Annotated in this window: 9 protein-coding genes; 4 read left to right on the top strand and 5 right to left on the bottom strand. The window is 60.6% G+C overall.

All coding sequences use genetic code 11. The annotated features are described in order from the left end of the window. Positions 1–17: 17 nt before the first annotated feature. The 3 genes from DBAC_RS08275 to DBAC_RS08285 form a co-directional block, all read right to left on the bottom strand. Positions 18–662 carry a hypothetical protein gene (locus tag DBAC_RS08275; protein WP_143890856.1) on the bottom strand — a complete coding sequence of 215 codons (645 nt, stop codon included), beginning with the start codon at positions 660–662 and terminating at the stop codon, positions 18–20. Then, the gene (locus tag DBAC_RS08280) at positions 659–997 is read right to left on the bottom strand and encodes a mCpol domain-containing protein (RefSeq protein WP_015773835.1); all 339 of its coding nucleotides are present in this window, start codon (positions 995–997) and stop codon (positions 659–661) included. Before DBAC_RS08280 ends, DBAC_RS08275 begins: the two co-directional genes overlap by 4 nt. A gap of 348 nt (positions 998–1,345) precedes the next feature. Further along, positions 1,346–1,582 carry a hypothetical protein gene (locus DBAC_RS08285; protein WP_218915602.1) on the bottom strand — a complete coding sequence of 79 codons (237 nt, stop codon included), beginning with the start codon at positions 1,580–1,582 and terminating at the stop codon, positions 1,346–1,348. A gap of 448 nt (positions 1,583–2,030) precedes the next feature. Here DBAC_RS08285 and DBAC_RS08290 point away from each other — a divergent pair, with 448 nt between their 5' ends. The 3 genes from DBAC_RS08290 to DBAC_RS08300 all read left to right on the top strand — a co-directional run bounded on the left by DBAC_RS08290 (position 2,031) and on the right by DBAC_RS08300 (position 3,941). Further along, positions 2,031–3,080 (top strand): T6SS phospholipase effector Tle1-like catalytic domain-containing protein, encoded by a 1,050-nt coding sequence (locus DBAC_RS08290; RefSeq protein WP_015773837.1) that lies wholly within the window; start codon positions 2,031–2,033, stop codon positions 3,078–3,080. Between the two features lie 127 nt (positions 3,081–3,207). Continuing rightward, complete coding sequence (locus tag DBAC_RS08295) at positions 3,208–3,630, top strand: nucleotidyltransferase substrate binding protein (RefSeq protein ID WP_015773838.1); 423 nt, start codon at positions 3,208–3,210, stop codon at positions 3,628–3,630. Continuing rightward, on the top strand, positions 3,630–3,941 hold the full coding sequence (locus DBAC_RS08300; RefSeq protein WP_015773839.1) for a nucleotidyltransferase domain-containing protein: 312 nt from the start codon (positions 3,630–3,632) through the stop codon (positions 3,939–3,941). Before DBAC_RS08295 ends, DBAC_RS08300 begins: the two co-directional genes overlap by 1 nt. Positions 3,942–4,020: 79 nt before the next feature. On the opposite strand, the gene DBAC_RS08305 is transcribed toward DBAC_RS08300, so the two are convergent. Both DBAC_RS08305 and DBAC_RS08310 read right to left on the bottom strand, forming a co-directional pair. Beyond that, positions 4,021–7,236 (bottom strand): hypothetical protein, encoded by a 3,216-nt coding sequence (locus DBAC_RS08305; protein WP_015773840.1) that lies wholly within the window; start codon positions 7,234–7,236, stop codon positions 4,021–4,023. A 2-nt stretch (positions 7,237–7,238) separates the two neighbouring features. Continuing rightward, complete coding sequence (locus DBAC_RS08310; RefSeq protein WP_015773841.1) at positions 7,239–9,767, bottom strand: hypothetical protein; 2,529 nt, start codon at positions 9,765–9,767, stop codon at positions 7,239–7,241. A 189-nt stretch (positions 9,768–9,956) separates the two neighbouring features. Here DBAC_RS08310 and DBAC_RS08320 point away from each other — a divergent pair, with 189 nt between their 5' ends. Then, positions 9,957–13,823: a hypothetical protein gene (locus DBAC_RS08320; RefSeq protein WP_015773842.1), complete on the top strand. Its 3,867-nt coding sequence runs from the start codon at positions 9,957–9,959 to the stop codon at positions 13,821–13,823. Positions 13,824–13,889 lie beyond the last annotated feature (66 nt).

Genomic DNA, 13,889 nt, shown 5'->3' on the forward strand with positions numbered 1-13,889 from the left:
TCCGGTGTAACACCTTGTTATATATTTTTAACTCTCAGGCTTATAATTGCCAGATAGAGACCTGCCGCACCAATCATAAGGCTGAATAAATTCACAAGATCTTCCGGTACAACAAAAGATGGGATAAAAATCTTAGACACAGATACAACCAAGAACACAGAAAATAGAATGCCAAAAGCGATGATCACATGCCGCTTATGAAAATGTTCCTTATAAAGTGAAGACAATGCTCCCGAACTCATAAGATCTGAATAACGGTGGTTACCATCAACCAAAATCCAGTCTTCATCTTTTTTGAAGCGTTTCAACCAATTTAGTTGGCAAACATGTACACGCCGAATACCAATGGCGGCCGCAGAGAAATTAATTGCTAATTCTTTGCTTACTGCTGTCACGTCCACCACATCCCATCCCTCCACAACGCTCACATAGTTTTCGCTAGCACGCTCGATCTCCAACTTTACTCTAGTAGCTTTTGCATATCGAGAATTACTAAGAAGTGAGACAAGTCGCTTTTGAATATTTGACACAAAGTTTTCATCTGGGTCAGAATCAACGAATGAAAGCATTATGTGCTCTACTGAATACTCTTCACAGATTGCAGACATTACATTAACATACGTGTCCACCGTTGTACTTTGAACCATAATTTTTGCCTTCACAAAATCACCTCAATGCGCCTCTTCCCTAGTCCTTTTGCCTTTTTAAGGGCTAATGTCGCATCACAACAATTGGCTCCTATACCTGCAGAAAAAGTCAAACCACCAAGTGATAGGCGCTCTAAATTTAGATCAATCTCGTGTTTAGAGTAGGCCAATAGACTGTCGCCACCACAAAAAACGATAGTGGCTGAATTCTCTTCGAAGTAAGTTTTTAGCTGAACCAAAGATTCGCAAACCTCTTCCGAAAGCATTTGTATTGATTTCAGATCACCTAATAGGGCAAACTTTTCGAGCTTCGCCCCAATGTCATCCCCATCTATGGCATAAAAGTACACAAATACCCTCCAATCTATGATGTATAACAGTGTTATTATCCGGACTTCGCCAAAATGGCAGCCCGTTGATTATTGAATTTACAGCAGCAAGTTTTGATTTCGTACATATATCACTAATTATTCAATATTATTGAATATTTCTCCAACAACTATCATCAGCTTGGCTATGAAGTCAGCTTTATACCTCTAACTGAAGTCAGGGTTATGCGGAACCCACAAGCGCATCTGAACAAAATTGCATCCCATCGAGGAAAATAATGCTACGGATGACTTTTCGAATACGGGAACTGCAAACGCGAAGACGCCAGAAAGGGGTCGTGCCTTCCTTTGACTCATCGTCTTCAACCATCAGGAAGCAGTGGATTTCACAGAATCGGCCGCCCAGCTCTCCTTTTCCACCCAATACGCCTGCCTATGCCCCTTCCTCTCATACTCTCGCACCAAAGCCAGCGCCTCTTCTTCCGTCAACCCGCTCCGAACCAGAAACTCATTGTTATTGTCATCCAGGCGCCAGACGGAAAAGGCCGACTCACCTTGGTTGCCATTCTTTTCCATTCCATCCTGATCTTTTCGGTCACGCATCATTGCCTCCAAAGGGATCAATGATCATAAAATTTTTTAGGCCATACATCACATGAAACAGGCAAGCAACTTAATTTTCCATTGTCATACATAGGACTCACTCATGTACTACAATATCGTGCAAGAGTACTCGACTACGCAATGAACCGTTCACAAACACCCCTCATTTACCTACCGCATGATTCAACCCATCTGCTTAGCATCCAGTAAAAATTTGTCGAAACATCTCATAACTCGTCCCCATCCATCGCCAACATAAATTCCGTAAAAATCATCGCCTGAAACTTCCGGTCCGCTTCCCCGGCATCCGCCGGGTGGACTCAAAGCGCGGAAGCGGAGGTCATTTGCGGCAACAATGGCCGCATTCGCAGACTCTTCGCGATCCATGCACGCAGGACGCAGCCAATACGCCCCGGCTCCAGCAATTTCACTCAATTTTAAGGGAGAGCTCATGTCCAAACGCATCGTCATCTGTGCCGACGGCACCTGGAATACTCCGGATCAGAAAGATGAAGGGGTGGTTTCGCCGACCAATGTGGCCAGGCTGGCCATGTGTGTGGCGCCGTTTGCGGGGGATGGTCGGCGACAGCTGCTTTATTACGAGTCCGGCGTGGGCACGCGGTGGTATGACAGGATACGGGGCGGGATTTCCGGGGTGGGGATTTCGAGGGTCATTCTGCAGGCGTACCGGTTTCTGATGGAACAGTACGAGGACGGCGACGACATCTTTCTGTTCGGCTTCAGCCGTGGGGCCTACACTGTGCGCAGTCTGTCCGGGTTGCTGCGCAATTCGGGACTCTTATGCACGAACTACCTGCACAAGCTGGACGACGCTTACCGGCTCTACCGCCGCCGCGACAAGCAGTCCCACCCACGGGCCATCGAGTCCGAACTCTTTCGCCGCACCTATTCCCGCGAGGTCCGCGTGCACTGCATCGGTGTGTGGGACACGGTGGGGGCGCTGGGTATCCCGTCCAGGAACTTCGACATCTTCAACAAGCTCTTAAACGTCGAATTCCACGACGTGGAACTGAGCAGCCGCATCAACAACGCCTTTCAGGCCCTGGCCATCGACGAGCGCCGCAGCGCGTTCGAGCCCTGCGTGTGGAGACAGCAGGAAGGGTCCTACTGCCAGCGACTGGAGCAGGTCTGGTTTGCGGGCGTGCATTCCAATATCGGCGGGGGCTACCGGGATACCGGCCTCTCGGACATCGCCCTGACCTGGATGATGGAGCGGGCGGAAGAATGCGGCCTTGAGTTCGACCCCGCCCCCATGAAGCGCCTAGACCTTGCAATCCGCCCGGCCTGGGACGGCCAGTTGGTGGACTCCAAAAAGGGGCTCTACAGCCTTTTCCCGGACCACATCCGCCCCATCGAACCCTCCGCTGCCGACGACAACACCGCCGTGGCTCCGCAGGCCTGGCAACGCTTCGACGCCGACCCGGCCTACCGGTCAAGCTGCCCCAACCTGGCCCGGCTTGACCGAGACGGACGACCTTGAGGCACGATTGCTGAAGATAATCCCTCTCGCTGCCTGTTTCCTTTTTCCGCGTTTTGTCGCACGATCATGAAATGTTTCGCGCAACCTTGCACGGCGACAAACGTTGAACCAACAGACCAAAAAATGCATGAATCCTGACATCCGCTGGAAGCAACGCTTCGACAACTTCGTCCGGGCGCTATCCACTCTGGAACATGCGGCGCACCTCGCCAGCCAGCGCCCTTTGAGCGATCTGGAGGAGTTGGGGCTAATCCATGGATTTGAATTCACGCACGAACTGGCTTGGAACACCCTCAAGGACTTTCTTGAACACAAGGGTATCACCGGGCTTATCGGCTCACGCGACGCCACTCGCACGGCGTTCAAGAACGAACTGATCGAGGATGGCCAGACCTGGATGGACATGATCAAGGACCGCAACCTGAGTTCCCGCACCTACCATCTGGAAGTGGCAAACCGCATCGCGGGCAACGTGCTGACACGTTACTATCCCGCTTTCCAGGCCCTATCGACCCGCCTCAAAGCCGCCATGAACGAGGAAACCGCCTGATGCGTTTCGGACTGCCCGAAGAGGCCATACTCGAAATCAAGTCTGTACTGGCCCTGTATCCTGAGGTCGAAAAGGCGATTCTTTACGGTTCCCGCGCCATGGGCACGTTCAAGCCCGGCTCGGACATCGACCTGACCCTGGTCGGCGAAAAGCTGACCCACAACCACCTTTTGGGCATCATGTCCGACCTCGACGACCTGCTCCTGCCCTGGCTCATCGACCTGTCCCTCTACGCCGATCTCGATCATTCCGGGTTGCGCGAGCACATCGACCGTGTCGGGCAGCCCCTGTACGAACGGGACATGAAATAGCACGACGTTTCTTGCCCTCTTCCTCACTTCGCCAATGTCTTCGACCGCGTCGAAGGACGCATGCAAGCCGCCCGGTCGGCTACTGCGCGGCCGCCGTCTTGCCGCGATTGCGATCGCGGATCTTTTCCATAAGCACATCGTCGATGCGCTGGCCCGAGTCGGGCACGACCTTGCCGTCGTCGCCCTTTTCCATGTTCATGCGATTGGCCGCCAAACACGTTTCCCAGATGCCGGAATCCGATGGCAGCGGGTAGCGCATGCAACCGAAGCCTGAGACGACACACGGGTCGCCCGGCTTGTTGCAGCTGTACTTGGGGTTGTAATCGCCAATGGTATCGGGGTGGTAGATCTGTGCGGTGCCGGGGCTTCCGTAACCCGCCGAGCGGCACAGGCAATTCAGGAACTCCTGGGATGGGGCGACACCCAAGTGCTCGAAGACATTCTCCATCTTCTTGTGGTTGAGACTCTTCAGGTACTCCACCAGGCTCTTGTGCTTGACGGCGACCTCCTTGACCGGGGCCTTGCCGCCCTTCCTGCCCGCCACATACTTGAGGTAAACTTCGCGGACCTTGTCGGAATTCTCGTCCTCGGCGAAGGCCCGGGCGGCCTCCAGGGCTTCGTCCTTGGGCACGCCGTTGCCGCGCAGAACCTGATAGAACTTGGCCGCGCGCTCGTTATTGCGCATCTTCTCCAGATTGTTCTCCTCATACCATTCATAAACCATGTCCAGGGGCCTCAGCACGGTCTTGCCCTTGTTCTCCACCATCTCCCACGCGTTGTTCCTGATCTCCTTCCAGTAGTCGCCGGCTTCGTAGGAATCCGTGCGGCCAGTGGCGTCCAGGCCGGACGTTCCTGTCTCCGGGTCCACGACTCCAGCCTGCTTCAGACGCTGCGCGATGCCGTTGAACTCCGACGAATCCCCCGACCGCTTCAGATCCACGGCCCGACGCGCCTCCTCGTACGGCACGCCCATGCGCATCATCTTCTTGACCACCTGATTGTCCACATCGTCCTGGATGCCGCTCTGGGTCCGATCCTGCTCGGCTCCCAAGGCTTTGCGCTGGGCCATCGCGTTCTCGGTCTTTTCCACGATGCCGCCGTAAAAGCCGTCGACGTATTTGCCGGTCTGCCTTGCTCCCTCCTTGAGGCGCTCCTTCGCGCCGTCCTCCTCCTGCAGCGCCCCACCGGCATCCAAGGCGCGCTGGCCATCGTCCTTGATTCCCTTTTCCTTGATACGGGCCACGTTCTCGTGAAAACCGAGCCGGTCGCCCCTCTCGTACCTGTTCCTGGCCTCCCGGGCCTCGGCTTGCGTGGCGCCCATGCGACGCAGTTTGGCCTCAAGCTCGGCTGCCACTTCCTGATCTTTGGCATCCAGAGCCTTGCCCTCAAGCTCAGCCCACTCGTAGGCATTCTTCATTCTGGCCCGTTCGGACGTATCCTGACCGAGGATGGGTGACGCGGCCTTGGCGGCGTCGCCCTCCTTGATGCCCTCGACGACGGTGGTGCCGATTTCGATGGTCTGGATGATCATGTCCGCCTTGTCGGCGGCGTTCATGCCCTTCTGGGCAATGCCGTCGCCCTTGGGAACTCCGGGCGTGGCGGGCGTGTCCACATCCGTGACGGGACGCCTGCTCTTCGCCTGCATGTCCGCATCGCCGCCCTTTGTGCGTCCGGCGCTTGCCTCTGAATCGGCGGAGGCCGCCTTCTTCGACCCGGCATCGCCGTCAACGTCCGTGACGGATTTCGCGGCAGGGTCGGCATCGCCCTTGGCCGTCAAACCATCGGCGTCAGCAGTCCCCTTGCCGGTGGCAGCGGGATCGGCGGAGGCCGTCTTCTTCGGCCCGGCATCGCCATCAACGTCCGTGGCGGGTTTCGCGGCAGGGTCGGCATCACCCTTGGCCGTCGAACCATCGGCGTCAGCGGTCCCCTTGCCTGTCGCGTCGGAATCGGCGGAGGTCGTTTTCTTCGCCCCGGCATCGCCATCAACGTCCGTGACGGATTTCGCGGCAGGGTCGGCATCGCCCTTGGCCGTCGAACCATCGGCGTCAGCGGTCCCCTTGCCTGCCGCGTCAGACTTTGGCGGCTGACCGTCCGCCCCCTGCACTCGTTTTTTCGCCTCGGCGTTGGCCTCGTCGATGTAGTCCGCCCTTTTCTTGACCTGCTCAGCCGTGTCGTCGGTCCCGCCGCCCTTGCTCTTCTTACTCTGGCCCGGCTCGTCGCCAAGCTGATCCTTCCAGTTCTGGTCGGCATTGCCCTTGGCTGTCTTCTCCACTTTTTCGGCCATGTTGCGCCGTGCTTCCTGGAGCTCTTCGCTTCGCTGCTGCGCCTTGTGCTCGGCTACCTCTAAATCGGCTTCGGCCTTGTTCGTCCAGTCCTTGAGCTTTTGCTCCTGCACTTCCTTGGACTCGCCAAGTCGGGTGATGCCCACCTCGCTCGGACTCTTGTAGTTGCGCAAGGCGTCCGCCTGACGGCTGACCGGCGAGGCGTGCCCCACGTTTTCGGCGGCCTTGCTGAGGCTTTTGCCCATGGTCTTCATGTCCTTGACCTCGCGGGCGTGTTGAAACTTCTGCTTGTTGTCGAGGGCATAGCCCAGGGGGTCGGTCATGGCCTCGGGACCCGTCACGCCCACGGCCTTCTTGCCGCCGGGGGTGACGAAGGCGTCGGCGTCGGCCTGCCGCGCCTTCTGCCGCTCGGGCGTGGCTGGCTCCCAGATGGTGGCGTCATGGATCTTGCTGACGTATTTTCCCGTCTTCGGATCGTAGGTGATGGTGTAATCCCCGTTCTTGCGCCATTCATCCACGAGCTTTTTCGCCGCTTCATCGGTCTTGGCCGTGAGGTCCAGGTCAGCGCGCACGTCCTTGGGCGGCTTGAGATCCTTCGTCTTCACGTCGGCCTTCGAAGCGGGGACGGTCTTGGCATCGGTCTCCGTGGCGCCCGAGCCGGAATTCTCGATGAGCCCGTCGTAATCCTTCTGGATCCGTTTGAGTTCCGGGAGCCTCGGGTCGTACTTGGCGTATTTCCCCCGGGCCTTCTCCATCTGCTGTTTGTACTCCGCCTCCACCTTGCGGTAGGCCTCGCTCTCGACATTGACCGTGCCGTCCGGATTGCCCGCCACCTGCCGGGCTTTTTCGGAATATTTGGCCTCGATGGCGTCCAGCTCTTTTTTCTGCAGGGAGCGCAGCGATTCGAGATCATGGCCGAAAGCCCCCGCCCCCCAGAAAAGACACATCGCGGCGACAAGACAGGCCAGGGCGAACCGTGCCGCGCGACCGTGGTTCATGAATGCTTCGGACATACTCACTCCTCCTTGGGCAACGCGCCGGACACATGGTCCAGGAACGCGTCAGCGTCGAATTTCTCGTCGTCCACAAGGGTCCACCGTTCATCCGCGCCCATGCCGGGAGGAGTGACCCATCCGCCTGTGATCTTTTTTAAGGTCAATGCGGACGCGCCGCTTTTGACATGCGGGCAGGCCGTAACGGCCATGTGGTAGCTCCAGCCCTTGCCCGTGCGCATGTCCGCGCCGCGAATGGACGGTCCGCCGGGCAGTCCGGCCTCGACCCAGCCGTCTCCGAAACGGACCTCCAGAACCCCGTCCCAGTTGGCCTCGACCCAGTCCGCGTCCACCCGGCGCGACCAGGTCCGGTAGGTGGAGTGCTCCCCGCTCAGGGACAACACGTACTTACCCGCGTCGGGCCCGGTGTCGTGGCGGACAAAACTGGTCAGAACCTCCGCGCCCTTGTCCATTTCCGCAGTCTTGGCGGAACGGAACACGACCTCGACGCCGCTGGTGCGCTCGCGGTCGCAGGCCACGCGCACGGCGTAGGGCGTGTGCAGGATGCGCTCGTTGAACGTGAGCACGGGATCCACGGAAACGATCCCGATCTTGGGCCAGGAGTGGGCAGCGGCGGGCACTTCCGCCACGAGGCGGCCGTCCTCGAAGCGGCCGTGCTTGGCAAAATCGGCGCCACGAATGCCATAGGGCTCCCATCCGCCCAGTGCCGGACCGGCGAAAAGAAGATCGACATCAAGAGGCGCGACGCCCTCGGTCGGCTCGGCAGCGGGCGGGGAAGCCCCGGCCACGCGGTCAAGGGTGATGCGTTTGAGAGCCATGCGCATGGGCAGTCCCGCCTTCTGGGCCTGACTGAAGGCATAGACGCGAAAACCCATGTTCGGAACGGCCCATTTCCAGGGGAACCGTTCATCGGGACCGCCCAGTCCCTGGGCCAGGACACCGTCCGGCGAAATGCGCAGGGTCACTTTTCCAGGAGCTTGCGGCCCGGTCTCGACCTTCCATGCCCCCTCGCGGGAATCCGGATCGATCAGGAGCATGCTCGTGCCCCCGGAACCGTCCTCCTTGAGGGTCCACTGCGCCCAGACGAAGGGCTTGCTCGGATCGTTGCGCTTAAGATTGTAGAGCGGAGACAGGGCCACGACAAAGCCCGTGGTGCCCGCCGGGTCGAACTCGAAGGTCACGCCGGCCTCGGACCCGAACCCGAAGCCGTCCAGCCAGACCATGGGTCCCGGGGAATAGATGCCGACCTTGGCCGAGCCCGCGCCGCCCGGCACGTCCACGGCCACCACGCCGTCCTCCAGTCGGACGTGCTTGTCGAAATCCCCGCCCTGGGGCGACCACCAGCGGCCCAGCACGCCGTCGTCGAAAAGGATCGTCCGCCGCGCCCCGTCGGGAACGGAATCATGGGCAGCCTGGACGAAAAAAGGCTCCGGACTGCGTTCGATCCTCTTCAGGGCCATGCGCACCGGCTTGTTGCCCCGCTTCGTGGCCACGTCGGAGAGGGCGTAGAGCCTGTACCCGTCCTTCGGGACTTCGCCGGGCAGGACGCCCTGCAGGAGGATCTTCCCGCCGGAGTCGGTCACCACGACGGCGTCGTCCGGACGCAGGACGAGGTCGATCCGTTCCGGCACGGCGTCGATCTCCCGGGTCATGACCGCCTGCTGAGCGATCCACAGGGTCATGGTCTTGGGGCCGTCATCGGTTTCCAGATGCACACCCACGCGGACATGGTGGTATCTCCACTCGTTGTCGGTCTTGGCCTCGGCCGGGACCAGCGAGAGCACAGCGTCGGTGGTCCCCTGCGGATCGAGCAGGACCGAAAGCCGCACGCCCTCGCTGCCGCCGCGCGGGCTGACGACCATGCTGGCGTTGGAATGCATGCCCGTACGCCCCCAGGAATGCCCCGCCGGGACGTCCACGACCAGCATGCCCTGATCAAGCTTTGCGAAATCCTTGAATTTCCCGCCGTCCGCCTGGTACGGGACCCACTGGTCCGACATGTCCCCGGCAAAAAGCACTTCCGGCCCCTTTGCGACCGGCATGGTCGGATCAAAGGGCTCCGGCGCGGCGGCCTGCCCCTGCGGGCCCTGCACCCACAGGCGACCATCGCGCCGCAGCAGCGCGCCCGGCGCGACGGCCCCTTCCTCGGCAACGGCTTCCCAGTCCAAAAATTCGCCCCGCTGCAGATAGCCGAGCAGGTCTTTGAGGCCATCCCTGGACGGGGCCAGGCGGGCGTCGCCTTCCTCGGCCAGAGCCAGCCACTGTGCGACGGTTCCGGCGTCGGCGTCGAGCAGATTCACGCCCGCTTCCTTGCGCAGGGTCTGCCCCAAAGACACGAACTTCGCGGGCAACCGTCCCCACGCGCCCAGGGCGCGGACGCTCATTGCCCCCTCCTGTTCCAGCCGCACCATGGCCGCGGGGCCCACCGCCCTCTCCAGGGCGGCAGGCGACGCGCAGACGGCGACAGGCGGGCACGCCGAAAAAAGGGCACACAGGGTCAGGAGAAACGCCATCGTGAAACGAAAATGCATTTTTAAATCCTCCCGGAAAACGGCGCTGGAAAAAACCGGCCCGTGTTTCGCCTTCGGGCCATGCTTCGACATACAGACAAGATGGCATGCAGAGCAAGCCGGTTGCCCTCTCGCCGTCCAACCGCAGCGGATTGTTTTTTTTCGTAAAAATACCTAGGTATGAGCGAGAAACACGTTCAGGAGGATAGCATGTTCCTTTCCAGCGCCAAGCGCATCCCGGCCCGTTCACCCGGAGCGACCATTTTCTTTCTGATCCTGCTCCACTTCCTTGCAATTTGGACGGCGCACGCCCAAAGCGAAGCGCCGCAGACCATCGGCGGATCGCGGCAAACGGCCTCGGACGGACAAGCCGCCGAGGCCCTGCGCGGCCTGGCCGAGAAGAACGCCCTGACCGTGCGCGCGCTGGTCGGCTACGGCCGCATCCCCGCCGCCGACATGGCGCCCCTGGCCGGCCTGCGCGGCAAGGGCATCGACGTATTGGGAGCCACGCCCGAGCAGCTTGACGCCATTCTTCAGGAACACGGCGCAACGCTCTCCCCCGAAGAGCGGGACAGCCTGGGCCGGGTCGCCGAGGCTATGCGGGAGGCTGGCGCGGGCGAAGCGGCCGCCGATAGCGCCCCGCAGGAGAAGGCCACCGACGTCACGGAGAACGCCCCGATCGATGACGAGGCCCTGGATGCGGAGCTGGCAGCGATTCTGGCCGAAGAGGTCACGGAAATCCCGGCACAGGAGGACGAATCCGAGCCGAGCCAGGACAACGCCGTTGCCCGGACAGACGGCGTCACCTTCACCGCGTCAAACGTCGAGCCAGCCGCCCTGCCGCCCATGAAGTCCGCGCCATTTCTGGATATCAACGCCCTGACCCCGACCCAGTGGGATGGAGCCGTGGCAGCGGCCATGGAAGGCATGCGCATGGTCTACGGCCCCATGTCCGAAGCCGAGGAAGAATCCTTCCGCAAGACCTGGGGCGTGCTGCGCCAGTACCCCTCCCCCGACGCCGTGGACTACCTGAACAGGTTCAACCCGCTGCTGGGCGAATTCCTGTCCCTGCGCGGGGCCGTGGCCGAGGCCGGAGCCAGGCTTGAAGAGACCGTGGAACAGATCGCCTGGGCGGCCGAAGCCGACGATCCGGCCCTGGCCATGGACGCCATGACTCTCGCCCGCCAGCACCGCAACACCATCCTGTCCTGCCAGAAGCGCCTGGACGAGGTCGTGGCCGAACTGGTTGCCCTGGGCAACCCGCCCGACGGCGCGGCCCTCATGGCCGAAGGCCAGCAGCAGTACAAACGCGCCAAGGATTTCCTGCGCGGGCTCATGGTCCAATCCGGACCCGAAGGCGAATGGGTCGGCTACGTTACCCACCCCAATAACTACGTTGGCACGGACGTCGGCGACATCAAGCATCAGCCTTACTACTTCCTGATTTACTCCCATGGCGACCAGAAAACGTATTCCGGCATCGCTCTGGACACAGACACCTACAATGAAAAGGAGTACAATTACGTCGAGGGCTTCGACCTGGACAGAATAAACCTGCTGTCCGGCCTTGAGGGCGATACAATCAATTTTGAATTCACGGACGAAGACGGAGACCCTTGGATTATTCACGCACAGCGTTATACGGGCGGTCCATTCCCGGAATTTTCCGAGGTCTCGCCAGAACTGTTCGAGGAGGCGCGCATCACGAATGACCGCATTTACGCGGAACGTCTGGAAGCGGCCAGGCTCGCCAATGACGGCACCCTCACTGCGAGCATCGGCCACGCACTGAACGACTCGCCCATCAAGGAAAGCCTGGCTCACTACCGGATGCGCGACGCCTTCCATGCCGCCGCCGTGAAGTGGGCCGCCATGGGAAAAGAGCTGCCCGAATCCGAAGAGGCCCGCCTGCGCCAATTCGACGCGCTGGTGGCTGGCGGCGCCCCGCAGCAGGTTGCCGAAGCACAGGCTGCAAAGCAGAAGCCCCAGGGAGAAAAGGAGGGGGCCAAGGAAGCGCAGGAACCCAAGGTCGAAATCGGAAAGGGCGACACCCCCCTGCACATCGTCGACGATCAGCCTGCCGAGGATCGGCGCGTCATCGACCAGGAGGCCATTGATTTCCACTCGGCCAACGTGGCCATCATCCAGCTCAACATGGACAAGGACCTGGCCGAAGCCACGAAGGAGACGGACCCCGTCCGCCGGCACGATCTGGAGATGCGCGTCCTGAATGCCAAGGCCAACCTCCAGTCCGAACAGGACCGCATCGAATCCCTCAAGACCGGCGTCATCGTACACACCCGCTCCGAGTGGGACGACTTCGCCCGCAGCCAGTTCATCCAGAACATCGCCGCGGACCAGCGCAAGATGGAAAAGGTCGACCGGGCCATGAAGAAGGCCCTGGCCATGGCCGACACCCTGCCCTACGACAAGGCCGCCCAGGTGCGCGAGATCGTGGCCAAGGGCTTCAGCCCCGAAGTCATGACGGCCACCGACACGGCCAAAGCGTCGGAAGTCATCAACAATGTCTACACCGTGGCCACGGGCCACTGGGAAGGCGAGAAGAAGAAGGCCGACGCCGACGCCGAGTGGGCCGACACCTGCCTGCAGACGGCCGAGATAACCAAAAGCGTCGCCGACAAGTCCCTCATGGCCCTGTCCTTCATCGGCGGCCCTGCCGTGAACCGGGTCTATCAGGGCACGCTCGGCTACATCGAAGGCGGGCCCAAGGAGGCCTTCCTGCGTGTGGGCGGCTCCTACAACCAGCTCACCGGCATCGCCGTGGACGGCTACCGGGGCTTCGAGGCCGCCGTGGAGAGCGGCGGCGGCTGGGAAGAGGGCCTCAAGGGCGCGGGCTGGGAAGTGGTCAAGGGCATCGCCACGGACAAGGCCATGGGCTTCGTCGCCGGCGGGGTGTCCCGGGGCTATGGAGCCTTGAAGGGCCTCAAGGGCGCTGACGCGCCAAGCACGTCCAAGGCGTCCAAGGGCAAGACCGGAGAGGCCGATGTCCAGATCTCCGGCGGCGCGACGAAACCCAAGCCCTCGACCGTTCCCGACGACGGCTTCAACCGACCCCTGACCGAGGCGGAGTTGAAGGGCTACAAGGCGGGGGTGGTCGAAGGCCGTCAACGCGTCAATTCCTACAAGAGCACGTTCAAGAAGTTGCAGACGGCCCGCAAGGAAAAGGCCCCGCCCTCCGAGATCAAGAAGATCCTGCGCGAACTGGACAAGCGCTCGGCCATGATCCACTCCTCTCCACAGGCCAAAATGATCATGAAGAGCAACCAGCGCAACCCGAAGAACAAGGAGATGGTCAAGCGCTTCGTGAACAGCATGGACCGGGTCCACAACCGGGTGCAGAAACGCTTCCATGAAAAGATGGACGCCGAGTGGGAGCGCGAGGGCCTCGCACCCATCCGCAACGCCGGCAGCGGCAAGAGCGTCAACACGGACTACGACATCGCGCGCCAGGTCAAATTCGACGAAAACGGGGTGCCTATCCCGCCAAAGAAGAATGGCCGGCCCGTCCCGGAAAGCCTGTGGCAGGCCGAAGCCCAGAATAAATGGGAAGATTCGTACCGGGAAATCACGGGGCAAAGTCCCAAACGATCATGGGAGACCGTGACCACCAGCGGACACTCCGAAGCCTACAAGGACCTGGCCCTCATCGAAAAGAACGGCGTCCTGCGGGCCAACAAGGCCTGGGCCGGGCAGACCTCCGACGTGAACCAGTTCAAGGGCGACCACCTACGGAGAAAAGACCAACCGTTCACCCGCATCGAGAAGCACGTGGAGATCACGCGTAGCACGGCCAAGGAGTACCAGAGGCGCCTCAAGCCCCTCATGGAAGCCCAGGTCCCGCCCAAGACGGACAAGGCCAATTACGAGGCCTTCATGAAGCACAAGGAGTACTGGGAAAAGATGAACGAAGTCATGGAGGGCATGGGCTCGGGCCGCATCGACCCCCTGGAGGGCGACCGCCGCATCCGCCTGCTGTCGGGCGGCAAGAGTTCCCTCGAAGTGACGCACGACCTGCGCAACTTCCTGGAGTCGCTGATCAAGTTTGGCAAGTCATAAGCTCCTCAGTCCCCGCGAAGAAAAAAGCCGGGCGCCGCTCCTCGCGGTCCCGGCCTTTTTCTTCGC

The sequence above is a fragment of the Desulfomicrobium baculatum DSM 4028 genome (genome assembly GCF_000023225.1).
Classification (GTDB): Bacteria; Desulfobacterota; Desulfovibrionia; order Desulfovibrionales; family Desulfomicrobiaceae; genus Desulfomicrobium; species Desulfomicrobium baculatum.